This window comes from Caballeronia sp. DA-9, from assembly GCF_051615025.1.
GTDB lineage: Bacteria > Pseudomonadota > Gammaproteobacteria > Burkholderiales > Burkholderiaceae > Caballeronia > Caballeronia sordidicola.
Genome location: NZ_CP195132.1, coordinates 1,622,979 through 1,643,524 on the forward strand (window position 1 = coordinate 1,622,979; position 20,546 = coordinate 1,643,524).

General features: G+C 62.5%; 18 protein-coding genes and 1 riboswitch. Of the genes, 12 read left to right on the forward strand and 6 right to left on the reverse strand.

Annotated elements, in window-relative coordinates:
* The 3 genes from ACRWA7_RS13645 to ACRWA7_RS13655 all read left to right on the forward strand — a co-directional run bounded on the left by ACRWA7_RS13645 (window position 1) and on the right by ACRWA7_RS13655 (window position 2,253).
* Window positions 1-621, forward strand: coding sequence for a chemotaxis protein CheB (locus ACRWA7_RS13645; RefSeq protein WP_438391456.1), 621 nt, complete (start codon window positions 1-3; stop codon window positions 619-621).
* A gap of 42 nt (window positions 622-663) precedes the next feature.
* Window positions 664-1,821 carry a hybrid sensor histidine kinase/response regulator gene (locus ACRWA7_RS13650; RefSeq protein WP_060817953.1) on the forward strand — a complete coding sequence of 386 codons (1,158 nt, stop codon included), beginning with the start codon at window positions 664-666 and terminating at the stop codon, window positions 1,819-1,821.
* 135 nt (window positions 1,822-1,956) lie between these two features.
* On the forward strand, window positions 1,957-2,253 hold the full coding sequence (locus ACRWA7_RS13655; RefSeq protein WP_060817954.1) for an acylphosphatase: 297 nt from the start codon (window positions 1,957-1,959) through the stop codon (window positions 2,251-2,253).
* Between the two features lie 64 nt (window positions 2,254-2,317).
* Here ACRWA7_RS13655 and egtD read toward each other — a convergent pair whose 3' ends face one another.
* Entirely contained in the window at window positions 2,318-3,307 is a 990-nt protein-coding gene (gene egtD / locus ACRWA7_RS13660; RefSeq protein WP_438391457.1) for an L-histidine N(alpha)-methyltransferase, read from the reverse strand.
* Window positions 3,308-3,866: 559 nt separating this feature from the next.
* Here egtD and ACRWA7_RS13665 point away from each other — a divergent pair.
* Together ACRWA7_RS13665 and ACRWA7_RS13670 are read left to right on the forward strand one after the other, a co-directional pair.
* Window positions 3,867-5,843 (forward strand): ATP-binding protein, encoded by a 1,977-nt coding sequence (locus ACRWA7_RS13665; protein WP_438391458.1) that lies wholly within the window; start codon window positions 3,867-3,869, stop codon window positions 5,841-5,843.
* Window positions 5,741-6,103, forward strand: a complete 363-nt coding sequence (locus tag ACRWA7_RS13670) for a response regulator (RefSeq protein ID WP_438391459.1) — start codon at window positions 5,741-5,743, stop codon at window positions 6,101-6,103. Before ACRWA7_RS13665 ends, ACRWA7_RS13670 begins: the two co-directional genes overlap by 103 nt.
* On the opposite strand, the gene ACRWA7_RS13675 is transcribed toward ACRWA7_RS13670, so the two are convergent.
* A complete protein-coding gene (locus ACRWA7_RS13675) occupies window positions 6,090-7,448 on the reverse strand; it encodes an ATP-binding protein (protein WP_438392789.1) in 1,359 nt (452 codons plus the stop codon). The genes ACRWA7_RS13670 and ACRWA7_RS13675 overlap by 14 nt on opposite strands.
* A 47-nt stretch (window positions 7,449-7,495) precedes the next feature.
* Window positions 7,496-8,236, reverse strand: coding sequence for a response regulator (locus ACRWA7_RS13680; protein WP_060817959.1), 741 nt, complete (start codon window positions 8,234-8,236; stop codon window positions 7,496-7,498).
* 249 nt (window positions 8,237-8,485) lie between these two features.
* Between ACRWA7_RS13680 and ACRWA7_RS13685 the strand changes: the two genes are divergently transcribed.
* From ACRWA7_RS13685 to ACRWA7_RS13700, 4 genes are all read left to right on the forward strand, one after another.
* Window positions 8,486-9,235 carry a response regulator gene (locus ACRWA7_RS13685; RefSeq protein ID WP_060817961.1) on the forward strand — a complete coding sequence of 250 codons (750 nt, stop codon included), beginning with the start codon at window positions 8,486-8,488 and terminating at the stop codon, window positions 9,233-9,235.
* 127 nt (window positions 9,236-9,362) lie between these two features.
* Complete coding sequence (locus ACRWA7_RS13690) at window positions 9,363-9,695, forward strand: hypothetical protein (RefSeq protein ID WP_060817964.1); 333 nt, start codon at window positions 9,363-9,365, stop codon at window positions 9,693-9,695.
* Between the two features lie 264 nt (window positions 9,696-9,959).
* Window positions 9,960-10,313, forward strand: coding sequence for a hypothetical protein (locus tag ACRWA7_RS13695; RefSeq protein WP_060817966.1), 354 nt, complete (start codon window positions 9,960-9,962; stop codon window positions 10,311-10,313).
* Between the two features lie 336 nt (window positions 10,314-10,649).
* Entirely contained in the window at window positions 10,650-12,815 is a 2,166-nt protein-coding gene (locus tag ACRWA7_RS13700; protein ID WP_438391460.1) for an ATP-binding protein, read from the forward strand.
* 18 nt (window positions 12,816-12,833) lie between these two features.
* Here ACRWA7_RS13700 and ACRWA7_RS13705 read toward each other — a convergent pair whose 3' ends face one another.
* Window positions 12,834-13,430 (reverse strand): transglycosylase SLT domain-containing protein, encoded by a 597-nt coding sequence (locus ACRWA7_RS13705; protein ID WP_438391461.1) that lies wholly within the window; start codon window positions 13,428-13,430, stop codon window positions 12,834-12,836.
* 112 nt (window positions 13,431-13,542) lie between these two features.
* Entirely contained in the window at window positions 13,543-15,108 is a 1,566-nt protein-coding gene (locus ACRWA7_RS13710; RefSeq protein ID WP_438391462.1) for a sensor domain-containing diguanylate cyclase, read from the reverse strand.
* A 271-nt stretch (window positions 15,109-15,379) separates the two neighbouring features.
* Window positions 15,380-15,485, forward strand: a riboswitch (yybP-ykoY riboswitch).
* 88 nt (window positions 15,486-15,573) lie between these two features.
* Between ACRWA7_RS13710 and mntP the strand changes: the two genes are divergently transcribed.
* From mntP to ACRWA7_RS13725, 3 genes are all read left to right on the forward strand, one after another.
* Complete coding sequence (mntP, locus tag ACRWA7_RS13715; protein WP_060817970.1) at window positions 15,574-16,143, forward strand: manganese efflux pump MntP; 570 nt, start codon at window positions 15,574-15,576, stop codon at window positions 16,141-16,143.
* 212 nt (window positions 16,144-16,355) lie between these two features.
* A complete protein-coding gene (locus ACRWA7_RS13720) occupies window positions 16,356-16,889 on the forward strand; it encodes a DUF3280 domain-containing protein (RefSeq protein WP_438391463.1) in 534 nt (177 codons plus the stop codon).
* Between the two features lie 146 nt (window positions 16,890-17,035).
* Entirely contained in the window at window positions 17,036-18,103 is a 1,068-nt protein-coding gene (locus tag ACRWA7_RS13725) for a cytochrome D1 domain-containing protein (protein WP_438391464.1), read from the forward strand.
* Between the two features lie 49 nt (window positions 18,104-18,152).
* Here ACRWA7_RS13725 and ACRWA7_RS13730 read toward each other — a convergent pair whose 3' ends face one another.
* On the reverse strand, window positions 18,153-20,441 hold the full coding sequence (locus ACRWA7_RS13730; protein WP_438391465.1) for a TonB-dependent receptor: 2,289 nt from the start codon (window positions 20,439-20,441) through the stop codon (window positions 18,153-18,155).
* Between the last annotated feature and the right edge of the window lie 105 nt (window positions 20,442-20,546).

Consider the following 20,546-nt stretch of genomic DNA (forward strand, 5'->3'; position numbering starts at 1 on the left):
ATGACTTTGACACTGCGAGGATCGGAGGAATTTTTCAGTCCGATGGCTGGCGTCGACGCCATCGTAATTGGCGCATCCGCGGGCGGCGTGGAGGCGTTGAGCCAGTTACTGCCGGGGCTTCCCACTGATTTTCGTCCGGCGGTGCTGATTGTGGTTCATGTCAGGAGCGACGCGCCCAGCCTGCTGCCGGAACTGTTTGCATCGCGCTGCCGGTTGCCGGTCGTCGAACCCGACGACAAAGCCGCAATCACCGGCGGCACGATTTATCTCGCGCCACCGGGATATCACATGCTGGTCGAGCCCGACTGCACAATCTCGCTTTCCGTCGATCCGCCCGTGCGGTTTTCGCGGCCATCGGTGGATGTGCTGTTCGAATCGGCGGCGCTGTGTTTCGGCGATGCACTGCTTGGCATCGTGCTTTCGGGCGCGAACGACGACGGTGCGCGCGGGCTCGAGGCGATCGAACGCGCCGGCGGGCGCTGCTGGGTGCAGGAACCGCGAACCGCGATGTCGGACGCCATGCCGCTCGGCGCCATCGCGGGCGGCGGGGTCCGCGACGTTCTTACAATTGACGCGATGCTCGCGCGTTTGCGCGGCATGGGACAAGGATCTGCGACGTGAACCAGGTTGACTTGGAGCTGACACGCTAATGGAACTCCGCTAATGGAACTCAACAGGCAACCGATTTACGTTCTGATCGTTGACGACGTGCAGAACAACATCACCGCGCTCGAGGCGTCGCTCGCGCGCCCGGATATTTCCGTGCTCGCCGCCGGATCGGGTCCGGCCGCGCTCGAATTGCTGCTCAAGCATGAGGTCGCGCTCGCCATTCTCGACGTCAACATGCCCGGCATGGACGGCTTCGAGCTGGCCGAACTGATGCGCGGCAGCCCACGCACCGCGCACGTGCCGATCATCTTCCTGACCGCGACCGCGCAGGACACCGGGCGCACGTTCCGTGGTTATGAAGCGGGCGCGGTGGACTTTCTCTACAAGCCGTACGACTCGCGCATTCTCAATTCGAAAGTGGATGTGTTCATCCAGATCGAGAAGCAGAAGCAGCAACTGGCCACGCAACTCGCGACCGTGCAGCAGCTTCTCGATGCGAACGAAATGCTCATGGCCGTCCTCGGACACGACTTGCGCACGCCGTTGTCGGCGGTGATTGCCTCGGCGGAATATCTCGCGCGGTTCGTCCCCGATGAAAACGTCGCGAATATCGGCACGCGGATCAAGAGCAGCGGCATGCGCATGGTGCGCATGGTCGACCAGTTGCTGAACCTCGCGCGGCTGCGCGGCGGACGTGTCACGCTGCAGCCACGGGCCGTGGAGTTGATGACGCTCGCGAAGAACATCGTCGAAGAATACGAGGCGCGCGTGGGCCGCGGCCGGATCTTTATTTTCCGCGATGGTGACACGCTGCTTCAGGGCGATGGCGATCTGCTGTCGCAGGTGTTTTCGAATCTGATTGGCAATGCGCTGACGCACGGCCGCGAGAGCTCGCCGATCCAGATCCGCCTCAACGGCGAGGCCGCCGACGAAGTAACCATCACGGTGCAGAACGCGGGCGAGATTCCCGTGGATGTCTTGCCGACCATTTTCGCGCCGTATCGATCAGGGCGGCCACAGCAGGAAACGGGCGGCCTGGGACTCGGACTCTACATCACGCGCGAAATTGCGCAGATGCACGGCGGCCGCGTGGAAGTGCGCTCCGACGCTGAAAGCGGCACATTGTTCGAGGTCACCGTGCCGCGGGAAGCGGTGGCGCGGCGCGCAAGCAGCACTGCCGGCGAAACCGCGCAGCCTTTCCGGTTGGGATGACCCTGAACGAAAAGGATGGGCGCTGTCCAATTTGCCGGTCTTGTCTAGAATGCTGCCTGATGAGTGTGTGCCGGCAAGCGTAACAGTGCGGCGCGGTTCACTCGAAAGCTTATGCACTAGTCAGGAGAAGCAAACATGCCGGGTCCGGATCTGGATACTCGAATAGAAACGTATTACGTGCGTGTGCGGGGCGTGGTGCAAGGCGTCGGGTTTCGTCACGCTACATTGCGGCGCGCACATTCCCTCGGCGTGAGAGGATGGGTAGCCAATCTCGACGACGGCTCGGTCGAGGCGATGATTCAAGGGCCTGCGAACCAGGTCGACCTGATGCTCGAATGGTTGAGAAGAGGTCCGCCGCACGCGCGCGTGACGGATTTGACGAGCGAAGAGCGGTATATCGAAAAACGGTTTGAACGGTTCGAGCAACACTAGGATTGCGCCTGGGTCAGCGGCCCGACCCATCCACTTCGATTCACTTCCCAGGCGCGATCAAAAATCAGCCGGCCACCAGCAAACTTTCCGCAAACCCCCATTCCTTATCCGTCCACTGCCGGGTGCATCGAAAGCCCGCGTCGGACGCTAGCGGCCCGACTTCTTCCACGCTGTATTTATGGCTGCTCTCTGTCCAGATCGTCTCGCCCTGACGGAATTCCACCGTCAGTTTCGCAGCCCGGATCGTCGCCGTGACTGGCCGCGTCGCGCGCAGATGCATCTCGATACTTCTTGCATCCGGATTGAATCGCGCCAGATGTTGGAACGCATCCAGCGGAATATCGGCATCCAGTTCGCGATTGATTCGCGCGAGCAGATTCAGGTTGAACGCGGCTGTCACGCCGATTGGATCGTCGTACGCGGCAATCAACGTATCCAGCGGCTTGAGCAAATCCATTCCAAGCAGCAAGGCGTCGCCGGGCTTGAGCATGCCGCGTATCGACTTCAGAAAACGCGTTGCGGCAAGACGCGAAAAATTGCCGATCGTGCTGCCGAGAAACAGCACGAGCAGTACTTCGCCCTCGCGCCGGTTCGCGCTGACTTCGGCAAGACCGGCCAGATAGTCGCGCTCGTACCCGACAATCGATACGCGTTCGATATCGCCGAGTTCACGTTTGCACAATTGCAACGCGGCAGGCGAAATTTCAATCGGACAGTATTCGGTCGCACCGCTTGGACGCTTCTTCGACAACGCTTCCAGAATGCGCCGCGTCTTGCGCCCGCTGCCGCTGCCCAACTCGGCCACCGTTACGTTACGCGGCAACTCGGCCACGATATCCGCTGAATGCGCGCTCAAGACACGCTCCTCCGCGCGCGTCACGCCATATTCGGGCAGGGCGGTGATGACTTCGAAGAGAGCGGAGCCGACTTCGTCGTACAGATACATCGATGGCAATTCTTTCTGTGGCGAATGCGTCAGGCCGTCGTGCACAGCGGCGGCGAACGCGGAAGGAAAACGCGATAGATGAGCGGCGTGAGTCGTTGCCAGGGGCATGGATGTCTCCAGATATCGCGTCGCGATGAACGCGGCCAGTTATGCATGACAGGCAGGTACACAGTGACGTGCCGTCATGAGAGTAAGCCCGGCGTGTGACGGCAGCATCGCGGCGAGGTTGCCATGCTTCGCAGGGAGCGCAGGGAGCAATACGGCGAGCAAGAAGCGCGCGCGGCAGGGTGTTTCGATCGAAGTTCTCCTGATCGTTGCGGCGGATTGAACGTGAACATCAGGCGCCATCAGGGAAGTGCACGACATCTTCCGCGCGAATTTTCTCGAATCGAGGGGTGGTGGCATCACGGCCGTGTGCGCTTGCTCGATCAGACGCGCAAGAACTACAGTCCATGGGCACGCTTTTACACGGGAGATGTGAAATTCCGGAGACGGCTGCGTGGTGAAGCGGCCGTTGCCACGCATGCTGAAAGCGAAGCACCGACACATAGCTCATACATAACGCCGACTGGCGCAATGCTTGCTTGCAACTTCCCAACACGTCCAGCGCATCCATCTAATCTTTGCTTCGCGCTGTCATCGCCGTCTCCCCTCCTGTGCCAGATTCATGACCGACCCAGTTAGCCCCGATCCCGCGATTGCACGTCTCGACGAAACGGGTGCGCACTGCCTCCCGAAGCCGGCTGGGCAAGCCGAACCTGCAGCCCGCGCCGACATACCTTTTGGTTTCCCCCTTGGCCCTCAGCCCTCGGAGCCGGAAGCAGGCCCGACAAGCGCCACGCCGCCCGATGCCGTTCCCGACTCCAATCCGTTTTTTCTGAGCGTGCTGAACGGCAGCACGGATTGCATCAAGGTGCTGAAGCCCGACGGCACGCTCGAATTCATGAACGCGAACGGCATCTGCCTGATGGAGATCGACGACTTCGCGCCGTTCAAAGGCAAGTCATGGGTATCGCTATGGCCTGTGGAGTCGCGCGTGCTGCTGGACGACGCCATCGATAACGCGCGGCAAGGCCGCCATTCGCGCTTCGAGGCGCTCTGTCCCACCGCGAAAGGTACGCCGAAATACTGGGAAGTCACGGTTTCCCCGGTGAATGGGCCAACGGGCGTGGAATGGCTCGTATCGATTTCCCGCGATATCACCGAACGCGTGCTCAACCTGCGCTCGCTCGACACGGCGCTGCAGGAGCAAAAGCGCCTGAGCGAGGCGCTCGAGCGGCACCGGGAGACGCTGGAACAACGTATTAATGAAGCCATGGCCGCGCTGCGCGCAAGCGAAGAGGAGCGCCGCGAGACGGCGGCGGTGCTAGCGCAGTCGCAGAAAATGGAGGCGGTCGGCAAGCTGACCGGCGGCGTGGCGCACGATTTCAACAACGTGCTGCAAGTGATCGGCGGCAACCTGCAGCTTGCCGCGCAGGACGCTGGCGGCCACGAGACGCTCGCACGCCGCCTGGCGAGCGCGCATGAAGCGGTCGAACGGGGCGCGAAGCTCGCGTCGCAGTTGCTTGCATTTGCGCGCCGCCAACCGCTCGAACCGGTGCCGCTCGACCTCGCGCGGTTGTTGCGCAACTCCGACGACATGTTGCGGCGTGTGCTGGGCGAGACTATCGAGCTGGAAACGGTGGTGTCGGGCGGCCTGTGGAACACGTTCGCCGATCCCAATCATCTGCAGAACGTGATTGTGAATCTGGCCATCAACGCGCGCGACGCAATGGACGGCGAGGGCCGCCTGACCATAGAAGCCGGCAATGCAATGCTGGACGACGAATACACGCGCTACCACGACGACTTGAAGAGCGGCCAGTACGTGATGATCGCCGTATCCGATACGGGTTCCGGCATGACGCCCGACGTGATGGCGCGCGCGTTCGAGCCGTTCTACACCACCAAGCCCGACGGCCGCGGCACGGGACTGGGCCTGAGCATGGCATACGGCTTCATGAAGCAGACCGGCGGCCATATCAAGCTCTACAGCGAGCCCGGCGAGGGCACCACGGTCAAGCTCTACCTGCCGAGATCGATGGAAGATGAAACCCAGCGCGTCGAGACATCGCATGAGCCCGTGACGGGCGGCTCGGAAACGATCCTGGTCGTGGAAGACGATCCGAATGTGCGCGCGACCGTCGTCGACACGCTGACCGAACTCGGCTACAACGTGCTGAAAGCCAGTGACGCCCAAAGCGCGCTGAATGTGCTCGAAAGCGGGGTTCACGTCGACCTTCTTTTTAGCGACGTGGTCATGCCGGGGCCGCTGCGCAGTGTCGACATGGCGCGCCGCGCGCGCGAGATGCTGCCTTCGCTGGAAGTGCTGTTCACCTCCGGCTACTCGGAAAACGCGATCGTGCACGGCGGCCGGCTTGATGCAGGCGTGGCGCTGATCAGCAAGCCGTACAGGCGCGACGCGCTCGCGCGCAAGGTGCGTTCAATGTTGCACCACGCGCAGGCGAGCCGCAATCCCAACCGCAATCGCAGGAGCCTGAAATGCCTCGGCCTTTGCGCGTGCTGGTCGTGGAGGACGACATCAATACGCGCGAAGCCACGCGCGAGCTGCTCGAACTGCTCGACGCACAAGTCCACGCGGTAAATAGCGCGCAAGCCGCGCTGGACCTGATCGAAGCTCAGGAATTCGATGTCCTCCTCACCGACGTCCGCATGGCCGGCATGTCGGGTCTTGACCTCGCGCGGGCGGCGAGGCGCATGCGGCCGCGCTTGCGGGTGGTGCTTGCGTCGGGATATGGCGCCGGTATTGGGACCGAACTCGGCGTAGAACTGAGTTCCGCCACGTTGCTGCCGAAACCCTTCAGCTTCGAACAACTCGAAGAAGCTGTGTTCAGGAAGCCATGACAGGTTGCGGCGCGCGCGTGTCTTGCGACGCCGTGCCGTTGTTCGCGCCTGCGTCCGCGCCCGGATAATCCGCACCCACCGGCACCACGATCCTCACAATCAAACCGTGTTCCGGCGCGTTGTCGATCTCGCAGCGGCCGCCGAGTTCGCGTGCGAGCCGCCCGACTATCGCCAGGCCGAGTCCGCAATGGCCGTCTCCGGCGCGTGCCGGATCGAGGCGCACGAACGGTTTGCGGGCGTCGCTCAGACGCTCTGGCGCAATGCCTTCGCCATGATCGCGCACCGTGATCACCCACTCGTTGCCGTGCCGGGCCGTGCCGATATCCACGGGCGGCGCGCCGTGTTCCAGCGCGTTATCGACGAGATTGGTCACCAGCCGGTCAAGCGACGTACGCGGCAACCTGAACCCGTCTCCCGCGAGCAGTTCAAGCCGGAACAACGCGTCCTCGCCCGCCTCGTCGTGCGCGAACTGTTCCGCGAGAAAACCGTCGACGTTCACCGCCGGCCCCGTTGATGGCGTGCTTGCCGCGAATTCCAGGAACTGCTGCACGATGCGCGTAAGCGAATCGATATCGCGGATAAAATGCGCGCGCTCGGCGTCGTCTTCCACCAGCACGCTCGCACGCAGTTTCAGGCGCGTAAGCGGCGCTTTCAGATCGTGCGCGATACCCGCCAGCATCACGGCTTTTTCATCGTCGGCGTCGTTGATCTGCCGCATCATCTGGTTGAACGCGCGGATCAGGTCGCGCAATTCACGCGGTCCTCGCTCCTCAACGGGCACTGGCCGCTCGCCCGTGCCGAACTGTCGCGCGCTTTGCGCCACGCGCGACAGCGGCCGCTGCAACTGCCACGCCGCAGCCAGCGAGAGGATCACGGCCGCCAGCAGCATGCCCACCGATTCGACAAGGATTGGCGGAGCCGCCGGCAAATCCACCGGCGTCACGATCCAGTTTGGATTGTCGGGATAGCGCACCCACAGGCGCGGCGAACGATTCGGACCATCGATGGCAATCTGCGCGCCGCGCGGCAACAGGTTTCTCAGCGCCCGCAGCAGATGCACGATCTGACCATGATCCGGTTCTCTCAAGGCCACGCCTTCCGGAAGATTCGCGGCGAGCACAAGTTGCGCGTTCAGCGCGGGTGCGATCCGCACGCCCTGGCGAGCGTCGTCATTCGCGGCGGCCAGGACGAGCATCAGGCCGCGCGCGTAGCCTTCGGCATCGTGATGCGGACGCTGCACGGTCAGCACCGCGAACCAGCATGCCTGCACGGCGAACAGCACGACGAGCGAAATCAGCGCCATGCGCCCGAACAGCGAGTTGAAAGGGTTGTTTCGGGTGGACATGCCTCGGGCTGAATTGCCCGTACCGCGCTTGAACCAATGGAAGATCTTCATACCGGCGCTGCACGATCGGGATGGTCGCGGACTCCGTCGGGATCGGGAATGAATACGTAGCCCTGGCCACGCACGGTCTGCACGTGACGCGGGCTGGCCGGGTCCTCTTCGATGATTCTTCGCAAGCGCCAGATGGGCACGTCGAGGCTGCGCTCACTGAAGCTTGCGTCGTCACGATGCACCAGATCGTGAATCAGCACGCGCGACAACACCTTGTACGGATGCTTGACCAGTACCTTGAGCAACGCGAATTCGCTGTCGCGCAAGGCTACGCGCTCGGTGCCGCTGACCAGCGCGCGCGTGACGAAGTCGAGTTCGAAGCGGCCGAAGCGCTCGCTCGCGCGGGTTTCGGGACGCGCCGTGGAAGCCGGCGCGCGCCGTCGCAGCACGGTATCGATGCGGGCAAGCAGTTCGCGAGGATCGAAGGGTTTGGAAAGGTAATCGTCGGCACCGAGTTCGAGGCCTTCGACTTTCTCCGTCACGCTGTCGCGCGCGGTGACGAAGATCACCGGAATGTCGTCGCCGGCGGCGCGCACCTGGCGCAGCGCGGCGAGGCCGTCCACGCCGGGCATCATGATGTCGAGGACCACAATGGACGGCCGTTCGACTTCCAGCCTCCGGCGCAAGGCGGTGCCGTCATGCAGGACGCTGACTTCCAGCCCGCGCGTGGTCAGGAAGCGGCTCAGCAGGTCGCACACTGCCGGGTCGTCGTCGACGATCAATACCGATGTAGTCATGCTGGAAATTTTAGCTGTGCGGGGTAAGGATGCGGCTTTTCCGTGTCCTCTGCATGGTTACGGATTCTTACGCGACACTGCCAGAAAAACGGCAGCCTTGCGCCCGCCGCATGCCGCCGAGCGAGTGGCGGCGCGGCCGGATGAATCGATCCGGGCAAGGCGACCGTTCGGCCAGCATGCAATTCGATGAAAGGCGCGGAAAGGAATCCCTGTCGCAGAAGTCAGGTTGCGCGTTTTAGAATCAAACGCATGACCCAACATGTTCTTCTCGTCGACGACGACCCCGTGGTGCGCGATCTGGTGCGCGAATATCTGCAAGGCCACGGCCTGGCGGTATCGGTGATGCACGATGGTCTGGGCCTCAAGCGCCGGCTCGATGCCGAACGGCCTTCCATTGTCGTGCTCGACGTCATGATGCCCGAGCAGGACGGCATCAGCGCGCTGCGCGAACTGCGCGCATCCGGCGACGACATTCCCGTCATTTTCCTGACCGCGCGCTCCGACGTGATCGATCGCGTGATCGGCCTGGAACTCGGCGCCGACGACTACCTGGCCAAGCCCTTCGATCCACGCGAACTGCTCGCGCGCATTCGTACGGTCTTGCGGCGGCGCGACGCGGCGTCGCCGGGTGCGCCGGAAGACCGGCCACCCTACCGGTTCGGTCCGTATGAAGTGGATTTCGCCGCGCGCGAATTGCGTCATAACGGCCAGCGTGTGCCGCTGCGTTCGGGCGAATTCGCGACGCTCAAGATTTTCGTCAAGAACGAGATGGTCGTGCTGACGCGCGCGCAATTGAACGAGAAGCTGCGCGGACAGGCCGGCACATACCGGGACCGTAGCCTCGATGTGTCCATCTGGCGGCTGCGGCGGTTGCTCGAAGCCGATCCCTCCGATCCACGATACGTCCAGACCGTCTGGGGCCAAGGCTATATTTTCGTGCCGCAGGGCGAGACCGGCGCGGTCGAGCGCGCGCTGCGGCGTGGATCGACGGGAGCCTGACGCGATCAAAACGCGCGGACTCATATGTATCCGCTGAAATGATCCGTTACCAACTGCATCAGTTATTTCTTCGCTGCCCGCATAAGATCGTTTCCATAGTCCCGAGCACGGGATCTGGAGAACTCAAATGAAACGCGTAGCAGCAGTGTTGTTGATGGCCGGTACTCTCACCATGGCAGGTCAGGCGTCCGCGCACGGACGCGGCGGGGATGGCGGCGCGGTGGTCGGAGCCTTGCTGGGCGGGGCGGTGATTGGGGCGCTGGTCGGCTCGGCGGTCAGTGCGCAGCCGGTATATGCGGCGCCTGTCTACGCCCCGCCGGTGTACGCGCAACCCGCATATCAGCCGGTTTATGCCCAGCCGGGCCCGCCGCCGGGATCGTGCTACGACAGTTATCGCGGCGCTTATGTGCCGTGCGCTCCGCCGCCGCCACGCGGGTATTACCAGCAACAGAGCTGGTAATACGGGTTATCGGTGCAGGGACTAAGAACCGGGCTATACGCCCGGTTTTTTGTTTTCGTGCGCGGCAACGTGCATTGATCATGGTTTGTCCATGATGCGCAAGGTCACAAGTTCCGTGCGGGCCGTATCGCCCGAGGGCCCGTCTGGCAAGGCTTACCGGCCATTCGAAATCCGCTTGAGCGGCACGCCGTTTGCAGTGAAGGAAAGGCGGGCGTTGCGACTTTGTCCTACGCAACGCAAATAACGAATTTCCAGGAGGCTGCAATGAAACATGTATCGAAGAAAATCCTGATATCGGCGATTGTCCTTGGTTTGTCGGGCGGCGTGTATGCGCAGGCGGGCGGCGGTGCGGGAGCGGGCGGTGGAGGCGGAGCCGGTGGCGGCGGCGCTGCGGGAGGCGCTGGCGGTAATGGCGCGGGCGTGGGCGGAGGCGGCGGCATGAGCGGCTCCAACGGCGCTGGCATGAGCGCCGCGCCCGGCTCGACGGCAACGGGCGGCGGCATGGGCACGGGAACTGGCTCAACGCCGAACATGAAGAGCAACGGTTCGAGCACGAACAACAACTCGAACGCGGCGGCGCCTAATGGAACCGGCGGCGCCATGTCGAAACCGCAGTAATGCGTAGGGTGGGCCTGCGAAACGAGGCTTGAAGCAGCCGGTTGCATCGATGGATGCTGCCGGCTATTTTTTTGTTCGCGGCAATCAGGAGGAAGTTGAGGCGTTTGGCCAAAGCCGCGAAGACCGTATCCGATGCGCTCGCCTACGCACGTCCTTCTTATTTCCGGCACATAATGCACCGCACACGAGCGCCTTGCCCTGCACGGCGAGCCGTCCGGCCAACCTTGCGTGGACCGCGATCCGCGTAGCCAGCCGGCCTTTGTGCCCGAAGCGCGGCCCGCGGCCCGTGTGCCGTCCGCTGCTTACCATTGCCACCCCGATTGGAGACCTTACGCCTTGCATTCGTCGGATTCCGCGGCCCTTGATTTGCCTCTGCCCTTGCGCAATTTCGCCGGAACGCGGCGGATCTTGCTGATGGTGCTGGCTGCATCGATTATGTTTCCGGTCGCATTTCTACTTGGCTACGGTTATTACGATTACCAGCGCCGCATGTCTGACGCGAACGATATTGCCGATCGCATCACACGCGTAGCGGACGAGCACGCGAGCAAGGTCCTCGACCTGAACCGCCAGATGTCGATGCGCGTCGTCGATCTGCTCGGCAACAGCGACGACGCCCGAATTCGCGCGAATCAAAAACCTATTCACGAACGCCTGAGCGAGATCGGCGAATCTTTCGCCCATGTCGCCGGCATCGCGGTGTTCGGCTCCACGGGCGACATGCTCGCAAGCAATCGCTTCTACCCGGTTCCAGCGGTTTCGGTCGCGACGCGCGAGGACTTCCTCGCCGGGCAAGCCATGCGTCCGGAGCCGTATTTTTCGCTGCCCTTGATCGGCAAGGTCGCCAAAAGCGATGTCTTCACGACCAGCGTCGGCCGCAGCGCGAGTGACGGGCACTTTCTCGGCCTGGTCTCGATCGCGCTCAAACGCGACTACTTCGCAAGCTTCTACAGCGATTTATCGAACGGCGATCCGGGCGTGACCGTGGGCCTTTACCGGCGCGACGGCGGCATTCTCGTGCGCGAACCGCCGGGCCCAGCGAGGATCTCTCATGCTCGAAACTCCGAGTTCACATCCGCCATGCGCAGCAACGAGCTGTTCGGCCGCGTGCGGGTGCATTCGAGCGTGGATGGCGTGGAACGCATTCTGGCGTTTCGCCGCGTGAGCGATTACCCGCTTTACGTGGCAAGCGGTTTTCCGACCGCCGTTATCTTTGCGAATTGGTGGAGGCATTTTGCGTTGATCATGGCGATCACGGCCGTGCCGTGCATTGCGGTGTGGCTGCTGGTGCTGTTTTCGCTGCGCCAGTTGCGCGCGCAGCAATCCGCCTGGGAACGCTGGCAGGCGGAAGTCGCCATGCGGCTTTCGGCAGAGGCGTCGAGCCGCCAACTGCGGCGCATGGGCGCGCTCGGCAACCTGGTTGCAAACGTGGCGCACGACTTCAATAACCTGCTGATGGTGGTATCGGCGAATATGGAGCTTGCGCGGCGCAAGAATTTCAACGGGCTCGAAAGAGAAGTGCTGGCGGTGGAGCGCGCGACCACCGGCGCCGAAGCCCTTGCCCGGCGCTTGCTCAGCGTCGCGCGCAAGCAGCCGCTCAAGCAGGAACCCATCGATTTCACGACCTGGCTGCCTGCTGTTGCCGGACTGATTGAAACTGCGGTCGGCGAGAAGATCCAGGTCAAGGTGCAGGTCTCGCCCGACATGTGGTGGGTGCGGGCCGACACCACGGAACTCGAGTTTGCGATCATCAACATTGCCGTCAATGCCCGCGATGCCATGCCGCATGGCGGCCGTTTTGCGATTCGCTGCCAGAACGTGCGTGTCACCGCCGATAACGTCCTCGCCGATGGCGAATATGCCCTCCTGGCGTTCACCGACAGCGGCGAGGGCATGAACGAAGTCACCGCGCGCCGCGCGTTCGAACCGCTTTTTACCACCAAGCTGAGCGGGGCGGGCACGGGTCTTGGGCTGGCGCAAGTGCTGGCGGCTTGCGAACAGGCTGGCGGGACCGCGCGGCTCGACAGCGTGCCCGGGCGGGGTACGACCGTGCGGCTGTATTTGCCGCGCTGGCACAGCGCACGGCCAATGCCGCCGGATGCCGCTGAAACCGGCAACGCAGGCCCGGCGCACGGTATGCCTGCCGAGGCGCAAAGCCCGGGTTCCATCCTGCTGGTCGAGGACAACGAGGAGGTTGCCGCGGGCGTCGCGGCAGTGCTCGCCACGTTTGGCTGCGACGTCCGCCACGAACTCACCGCCGACAAAGCCTTCGACGTCCTCAACGAAGGCGGGCGCTTCGACCTGGTGTTATCGGATATACAGATGCCTGGGCGGCTCAACGGTATCGACCTGGCGGAAAAGGTGCGCGGCACGTGGCCCGCGCAGCGGATCGTGCTGATGACCGGTTACGCCGATGAATTCGAGCGTGCGCGGCATACGGGTGTGACCATTCTCGCCAAGCCGTTCAACATCAACGAATTGCGTGAACTGGTTCAAGGGTGACTGAAGCAGCTTTGCGCGTCAGCGTGGCGGAGATGCCGGGAAAAATTCGCTGGGCTCGAATTGCGTCGAGAATTTCTGGACCTGAAGGCTGACTTTCTCGGCGTACGCTTTCGATCCGCCGTAGCTTTTCAGCGCCGCGCCCACGTCGCCACGTGCGGATTGCACGTAACCGTGAAGAATCGCGGAGCCGGCTTCTATGTTGGCATCGGCTTCGGTCAGGTCGATATTGCGCACCAGTTTCTTGTGCGCCGACGGCACGACCTGCATCAGTCCGGTTGCGCCGTTTGCGCCGCGGGCGTTTTCCTTGAAACGGGATTCGATCGAGATGATCGCGAGCAGCAGCGCCGGAGGAAGGGAGTATTTCGATGCCGCCGACATGACCGCCGCCGAGATCTGCTCGGCCTTCGCGCGTGCAACACCGAATTTCTGCGAGATCAGGCGTGACACCTGATGCCTCGCCTGAAGGTCGGCTTCGGCTTCGCTTGCGGAGAGATTTTCAACGGCGGCGGGGGCCGTAGCAGCTATTTCGGTGGCGCGCTCCTGAGCCGCGGCGCCTTGCATCGCGCCTAGCGACAGACTGAACGTCAGCGTCAGCAAGAAGAGTAGTCGGCTCATGAATGGGGCCATCGAAGAGAAGGTCGCATTATACCGATGGAAAAAATCCTTGCAAATCATGCGCTTGGTTGAAATGGCCCATTACGCTGATGAACCGGATCGCTAGCCCGGCTCAGGACTGCGTGACTTCGATGTCCTGCAGCGCCATGGGACGCACGCAGTCGCGGCCCGCGGCCTTGGCTTCGTAGAGTTGCTGGTCGGCGGCGCTCAATAGCCCATATGCGCCGCCCAGGCCCGGTGGCGCGGCGCTGGCGCAGCCAATACTGACCGTCAGGCGCCCGATCAGGCTGCCCCGGTGGGCGATCGAACGGGTCTTGATGCCGGCTCGGATGGTCTCGGCAATATGAAGCGCGCCATCCATCCGGGTATCGGGAAGGAGGACGACGAATTCCTCGCCGCCATAGCGCGCCGGAATGTCGCCGGGACGCCGCACCGCCAGCGCGATGCATTCCGCGACCGCCGCCAGCGCGTCGTCGCCGAGTGCGTGGCCGTAGTTGTCGTTGTAGGCCTTGAAGTAATCCACGTCGATAAACAAGACCGACACCGCCGCGTTGCTGCGCCGAGCGCGCCGCCATTCCTCGTCCATGCGTTCGTCGAAGGCGCGCCGGTTCGGCAGGCCGGTCAGCGCGTCGGTGCCCGCGAGCCGTACGAGTTCTTCCTGCGCCCGCGCCCGCTCCCGAAGCGAAAGCGCCAAAAGCCACGACAACGCGATGAAACTCAGTCCGAACAGCAGCGTCAGCACGCCAACGACCGTGCTGCGCGCGCGCCACGTGGCCAGCACGTCGTCCTGCGCAGGCGCCACGCCCACAATGAACGGCGTACCCGTCACGCGCGCGAAGGTGTAGATGCGCACCACGCCGTCGACCGGCGATTTGGCCACATACGAACCCGAGCTCGCGCTCGTCATGCGCCCGAACGTGGCGGAACCGGCGACGTTGCGGTTGATATCGTCGTCCACGAAGGGTTTGCGCACGACCATTGCGCCATCGTTCTGGACGATGAAGATCGATCCTTGCGGGCCGACGTCGACCTTGTTCACGAGCGAGCGGAAATACGCGACGTTCACGGTCAGCAGCGCAATGCCGCCAAACGAGCCGTCGGGCATGTCGATGCGCCGGCTCATGCCGATCGCCATGCCGTGCGCATACGTCAGGTAAGGATGGGAGAAAAACAATCCAACCGATGGGTTGTGCTGGTGCGCGCGGAAGTATTCGCGCTCGGCGAAGGTTTCCGGTGGCGCCGCCGCGTTGTTGCCTTTCACGATCACCCGCCCGTTCGCGTCGATGACGTAGCCGCCGCCTATGTAGGCCGCCGTGGTCGCGCGGTCGAAAAGGATCCTGCGCCGCAGATCGGGCGCCAGCGCCATGACGGAGGGGTCGCGCGCGCCGTCGACTACCGCGCGCAGTGAGAGATCATAGATTTCGACATTCCGGGCAATATCGCCGCCAATGATTGACACCAGATTCTCCGATGTCTCGCGCGCGTGGCTGAGCGCCTCTTCGCGGCCCTGATACAGCGTCGCAATGGACAAGCTGGCCATCAGTACAGCGACCGCGGTGCCGGCAAGACCCGCCAGGAGCGGATAGCGCGACAGCGAGGTTGCCATGCCAAGCGCTGTCCATCTGTATCGGCCACGGCGCTTTCGCACGCTTGAACCGGGCGACAGGCGGTTTCTCATGGCGAACGCCTTGACGGTCGCGCAAGGATTTTTCCGCTGCGTTGTGACATGGGCGACCGGGAGGCATCGGGCGGCGGCATGGAAATCTGATTTGGCATCGCGCGGCAGTGTTGGGTCAAGGCGCCAATCTGGTGTGCTGCCCGCATTGTATCGGCCTGAAGCTTACGAATTGCCCAGTCGATCAATAAGGCGAGTCCCATCGGCTGGGTGCGAGAAAACGTGCCCGAAAAACTCATCCAAGATTACAAAATCATTTCTAACGTGGTAGCCTTTGCCGGTCTTTGGGGAGTAGCCGGCTTCCAGTCATTGGAAGCGCTCATGTCAACACGCTTGGTTCAATCGAACCATGGCATGAGCAACCAGTCCGAATTCTGGTTGGCAAGACCATCGATGCAACGCCGGGACCGGTCGGGCTCGGCGCAGCATCGCATGTTCCTGTCCCGGCCAGAATGATTATCTTCCCTCATGAATATCGCTTCCACTCTCCTGCTCGCCTTCGCCATGTCGACGGACGCCTTCGCCGCCGCCGTGGGCAAGGGCGCAACGCTGCAGCGTCCGCGCATGCGCGAGGCGCTGCGCACGGGCCTCATCTTCGGCGTCATTGAAGCGATCACGCCGCTCGTTGGCTGGGCGCTTGGCAAGGCTGCCGCGCCTTATGTCACTTCGTGGGACCACTGGATTGCCTTCGGCCTGCTGCTCGTGCTCGGGCTTCGCATGATCCGCTCGGGATTCAGCTCGCCCACGCCGGAGGCCGAGAAGCCCGTGCGCCACAGTTTCTGGCTGCTGGCCGCGACAGGCTTGGCGACCAGTATCGACGCCATGGCGGTGGGCGCGGGGCTGGCTTTTATCGATGTAAATATTTTCTCGACTGCCGCGACCATTGGACTAGCGACACTGATCATGGTGACCATTGGCGTGATGGTGGGACGCTTTCTGGGCCGCGCGGTCGGACAGCGCGCGGAAGTGGCGGGCGGCCTGATCCTGGTTGCGATCGGCTCGGTGATTCTGGCCGAGCATCTGGGGTATATGGTTTGATGCTTATGAGCGGTGCGCGCGCTTCGAGCGCAGCCTCGGGCACAAGCCATTTGTGATGATGGCCTTGTCGAATTTGATAAGGGTTCCGAAGTTTTACCGGTCGATGTGGAAATCGAGAGGTTGCGGTACTCCGTCAAGAAACGCGTGGCGGGCGTGTTATTTGCATGCCTGGATCACGGCGTCCGCCGCGCCGGCACATGGAGGCCTGCATCATGCCGCAGTTGCGAAGAGGATTTTGCCGTGTAGCACTGTGTGTCGTTTCCGTGGCTGTGTTCTCGCAGGCAGCGGTGGCGCAGCGGTCTATCGCGGTGATGGATTGCACGCTGATCGACGACAACGCGTCCTATAACGACGCCGATACCAACCGCACGCAGCAGGCGCGCCTGGAACTCGTCAGCAAGGACTTGCGCACGCAGTTGAGCGAGCGCCAGCTTTTTCGCGTAGCCAATAACGCCGCGGCGAGCGCCATGATCGCCCGGCTTGCGCGCGGGCAGGACTTGAACGCATGCAATGGCTGCGAACTGCAGATAGGACGCACGCTCAACGTGGAGCGCGTCGGCGTGTGCTGGGTGCAGAAAGTCAGCAACCTGATCATCAATATCAATCTGCGCGTGGAAGACGTGGCAACCGGCCACGCGCTATTCCAGCGCTCTGTCGATATACGCGGCAATACGGATTTATCGTGGAGCCGCGGCATGAAGGGACTGGTCGATCGTCTCGCTGAAGACCCCGAAGCAATCCAATAAACTGCTTTCGGGAAATTCTCCCGCCTCCATCCATTGTCAAGCGGCCGCGCGATGGGCTAAGTTGACCATGTCGCCAATGGCATTGCGAATGCGGGCGCGCAGTGCCGGGTCAGGCGGCGAACCAATAAAAACAAGCGGAGACGATCATGCAATTGAAGAAAGCAGCGGCGTATCTGGCGCTTGCATCGGTGACAACGTTGAGCGCGGGGTTCGCGCTGGCTGCAGCGCCGGTCGCTTATGTGACGAGCGAGACCATGGGCGTGGGGGTTATCGACCTGGACCAGATGACGCTCGCCAGAACCTTCGCCGTGGGCGACGATGGCCCGCGCGGCCTGAGCCTCACCGACGACGGCAAGCACCTGCTGGTCGCCAACAAGAAGACGGCCGATCTTTCCGAAATCGATACCGCGACCGGCAAGGTCGTGCGCCGCGCGAAGATTGGCCAGAATCCGGAGTTCGTGCGGGTGTATCGCGGGTATGCATATGTGACGTACGAACCCGGCGAGGACGGCGGCCCGCCGCAGGCGGCGGGTGCATCGGGCGGCGGCAAGGTTGCAAGCAAGGACGATGACGACGCAAACAGCCCGCCCGCCGAGATCGCGATTGTCGACTTGAAGACGCTGCGGGTCATACGGTCGGTGAAGAGCGGCCACGAAACGGAAGGCGTCGAATTTTCCGCCGACGGCAAGGAACTGCTGGTCACCAACGAGGGTGACGACACGGTGTCGGTCTATCACGTGGGCACGGGCAAGCCGCTGCGCAGCATCAAGCTCGATCATGGCTCGCGGCCGCGCGGCATCAAGCGTTCGCCGGACGGCCGGCAGTATGTGGTGACGCTTGAAAACACCGACAAGTTCGTGGTGCTCGACGCGCATAGCCTCAAGCCGGTCAAGACCGTCGATACAAAAATGGGCCCTTACGGCGTCGCGTTCGATCCATCGGGCAAGCGGTTACTGGTGGCGGCGGCGCGCGGCAAGACGCTTCAGGTGTTCGATTCCGGCACTTACGGCCACATCAGCGATATCCCCGTTGGCCAGCGCTGCTGGCACTTCAGCTTCACACCGGACGGGTCGAAGGTGCTGCTTGCATGCGGTCGTTCGAATGCGGTGTACGTGCTGGATGCCGCCAGCTATCAGACCGTCAAACAGATCGAAGGATTGTCGTTGCCCTGGGGCATCGTCACGTATCCGCGCAGCGCGGGATCGATTGAATAACGCAGGCGGAAGCGGGTTCTTTTCAAAAGAACCCGCTCTCTCTCAAGGCTTATTTCCACGCATACCGCAATCCAACCCACGCGCCACGCGGCGCACCGATCCCCAGGAATTGTTCGTTGACCGGGTTGGCGCCATCGAAGGTATGGTTCGGTCCATTGAAGAAATTCTGCCCAAGGATGGCGAAGCTTGCATAGTGCTTGTTGAGCAGATTCGTTACGCTCGCGAACACCTGAAGCTGCTTCGTCACGTTGTAGGTCGTGTCCAGGTCGATCAGGAAATAGCCCGCGATCTTTCCATTCGCGTCCTGATTGTCCTCGTCGCCGCGCGCAAAAATGCTGCCCCTGTAGGTCAGGTTGCTGCCGACGTTCCACTTCGGCGTAGCCGCGTAATCGAGCCGCAGCTTCACCGTATTCTGCGGAATGCCTGGAATGCGGTCGCCCTTGTGCACGGTGATGTTGCCGTCGTCGTCCGCGCTGGAATTGCTGCCGCTGCTTTCGGTCCAGGTCGAGCGATACGTGGCGTCCACGTAGCTGTAGCTCGCGCTCACGCCGACCGGCCCGTACTGCGTGCGTCCTGCAAGTTCGAAGCCTTGGCGCTGGGTCTTTCCCACGTTCTGGAAAAAACCGAGCGTGCTTGCCGCGCCGTTGCTGCTGACAAACTGGATGTCGTTATCGAGCGTGGTCCGGTAGATGGCGGCGCTCCACGTGGTCGCGCGTCCAAGCTGCCCGCGCGCGCCAATTTCAAATGTCTTCGATATCACCGGCTGCAGCGTCGGGTCCGCAATGAAGTCGTTGGGCAACGAGCATGGCGAAGCGGGATCGGCGCAAGCGAGTTCGATGGCCGTCGGCGAGCGCATGCCTTCGTTGTATGTGGCGTAGGCAGTGAAGGTCGATGTTGGATTCCAGTTGACGCCGACCGCCGGATTGAAGCGCGAGAACGTATGGTTGCCGTCGAGCAGGGGCTGCACGCCGCTTTCGTCGCCGATCACGGACTTCGACCAGTTGTAACGCCCCGCCAGCGTCAGCGACCACTGCTGCGTGATCGACAATGTGTTCTCGAAGTAGACGCCATAGTTTGCGTTGCGCGTGGCGGCGTCGGTCTGGGGCTCGAATCCGCCAATGCCAATCGTTGCGCGCGAATCCGTAAAAAAGGCGTCCTGCGACGACTGCGTGAAATGCGAGTTGGCGAAGTCCGCCGCCACGCCCGCGACGAACTGGTTGTCGTAGCCAGCGAGCTTGCCGAGCAAGGTCATCTGCAGGCTTGCACCGTAGCTGTCGGTGACGATCACGGATTGATCGTTGGTCGCCTGCAGTGTGTTGATATCGCCGTCGTCTTCGACCGTGCCGAAGTCGTCGTTCACGTTGCTGCTGACATTCGTGTTCCGATAATGCCGGTAGTACACGTTACCGCTCAGTTCCAGGTTGGGCGAGAAGTAATGCTCGCCGGAGAAGGTCAGGTAGCCGACGCTATTGTGGTTCTGGTCCGGAAACGTATAGGCCTGCTTGCGGTTGTCGAGGAACGAGCGCGGGATGGTCTGCGAGCCTTGCAAGGTGTTGTCCGCGCCGCCCATGGAAAGGGAAAGCGTGGTATTGGCGTCGGTGTAGCGCAGCTTGCCGAACGCCTGGCGAAGGCGGCTTGAGTTGTGGTCGGCCCAGCCGTCGTCGTTGGTCGTGTTGGCGGTGAAGTAATAATCGAGGTTGCTGCCAATCACGCCGCCTTGCTGGATCTGCGCTGTTTTTCGTCCCCATGATCCCGCCGAGATTTCCGCTTCGCCGCCCGGGTTGCTGCGGCCGTTTTTTGTCGTGATGGCGAGCGCGCCGCCGAGCGTGTTCAGGCCAAAGGTCGGATTGGAACCGGGGATCAACTGGATTGTGTTGATGGCCGCTTGCGGTATCAGGTCCCAGTTCACGACATCGCCGAAAGGCTCGTTCACGCGCACGCCGTCGAGGAAAACCGATAACCCTTGCGGCGTGCCAAGCAGCGGCGAGGCCGTAAAGCCGCGGTAGTTGATATCGACTTGGGATGGGTTGCCTTGCGCCTCGTTGATATCGACGCTCGTGAGGTTGCTCGCGAAGTAGTCCGTGAGCGTGGCGCGATGCTGCTGGTCGATATCGCGCCCGCGAATGGTCTGCACGTTGGCTGGCACGTGTTCCAGCGGCGTGCCGATACCCAGCAGCGGTGTTGTCCCGATCACGATGATCGGCGCGAGTTGCGTCACCGCGGCATCTGAAGCGGGCGCGGCCGCTTCCTGCGCCCAGCTTGTGACGCTCAAGCCGGCCAGCGCGCCGCCGAAGTACACACGCAGCGCGTGGCGCCGCCTGAAGGGAAGCTTGGTCATGGTTGTCTCCTGCCGTTTATCGTTATCGGTTTGCTTCTTTATTGCAGTACTGAAAGCGTCCCACAAGACGCGTGCGGTGCGGTCGGGAAGACCTCCCGATTACGT

What these genes read in the sequence shown, in the direction of transcription:
- ACRWA7_RS13710 (WP_438391462.1), bottom strand. Translation starts at nt 15,108, where the DNA reads ATGAGAAACCGCCTGTCGCCCGGTTCAAGCGTGCGAAAGCGCCGTGGC.
- ACRWA7_RS13685 (WP_060817961.1), top strand. Translation starts at nt 8,486, where the DNA reads ATGACCCAACATGTTCTTCTCGTCGACGACGACCCCGTGGTGCGCGAT.
- ACRWA7_RS13725 (WP_438391464.1), top strand. Translation starts at nt 17,036, where the DNA reads ATGCAATTGAAGAAAGCAGCGGCGTATCTGGCGCTTGCATCGGTGACA.
- mntP (WP_060817970.1), top strand. Translation starts at nt 15,574, where the DNA reads ATGAATATCGCTTCCACTCTCCTGCTCGCCTTCGCCATGTCGACGGAC.
- ACRWA7_RS13680 (WP_060817959.1), bottom strand. Translation starts at nt 8,236, where the DNA reads ATGACTACATCGGTATTGATCGTCGACGACGACCCGGCAGTGTGCGAC.
- ACRWA7_RS13655 (WP_060817954.1), top strand. Translation starts at nt 1,957, where the DNA reads ATGCCGGGTCCGGATCTGGATACTCGAATAGAAACGTATTACGTGCGT.
- ACRWA7_RS13670 (WP_438391459.1), top strand. Translation starts at nt 5,741, where the DNA reads ATGCCTCGGCCTTTGCGCGTGCTGGTCGTGGAGGACGACATCAATACG.
- ACRWA7_RS13675 (WP_438392789.1), bottom strand. Translation starts at nt 7,448, where the DNA reads ATGTCCACCCGAAACAACCCTTTCAACTCGCTGTTCGGGCGCATGGCG.
- ACRWA7_RS13665 (WP_438391458.1), top strand. Translation starts at nt 3,867, where the DNA reads ATGACCGACCCAGTTAGCCCCGATCCCGCGATTGCACGTCTCGACGAA.
- ACRWA7_RS13720 (WP_438391463.1), top strand. Translation starts at nt 16,356, where the DNA reads ATGCCGCAGTTGCGAAGAGGATTTTGCCGTGTAGCACTGTGTGTCGTT.
- ACRWA7_RS13690 (WP_060817964.1), top strand. Translation starts at nt 9,363, where the DNA reads ATGAAACGCGTAGCAGCAGTGTTGTTGATGGCCGGTACTCTCACCATG.
- ACRWA7_RS13650 (WP_060817953.1), top strand. Translation starts at nt 664, where the DNA reads ATGGAACTCAACAGGCAACCGATTTACGTTCTGATCGTTGACGACGTG.
- ACRWA7_RS13705 (WP_438391461.1), bottom strand. Translation starts at nt 13,430, where the DNA reads ATGAGCCGACTACTCTTCTTGCTGACGCTGACGTTCAGTCTGTCGCTA.
- egtD (WP_438391457.1), bottom strand. Translation starts at nt 3,307, where the DNA reads ATGCCCCTGGCAACGACTCACGCCGCTCATCTATCGCGTTTTCCTTCC.
- ACRWA7_RS13645 (WP_438391456.1), top strand. Translation starts at nt 1, where the DNA reads ATGACTTTGACACTGCGAGGATCGGAGGAATTTTTCAGTCCGATGGCT.
- ACRWA7_RS13730 (WP_438391465.1), bottom strand. Translation starts at nt 20,441, where the DNA reads ATGACCAAGCTTCCCTTCAGGCGGCGCCACGCGCTGCGTGTGTACTTC.
- ACRWA7_RS13695 (WP_060817966.1), top strand. Translation starts at nt 9,960, where the DNA reads ATGAAACATGTATCGAAGAAAATCCTGATATCGGCGATTGTCCTTGGT.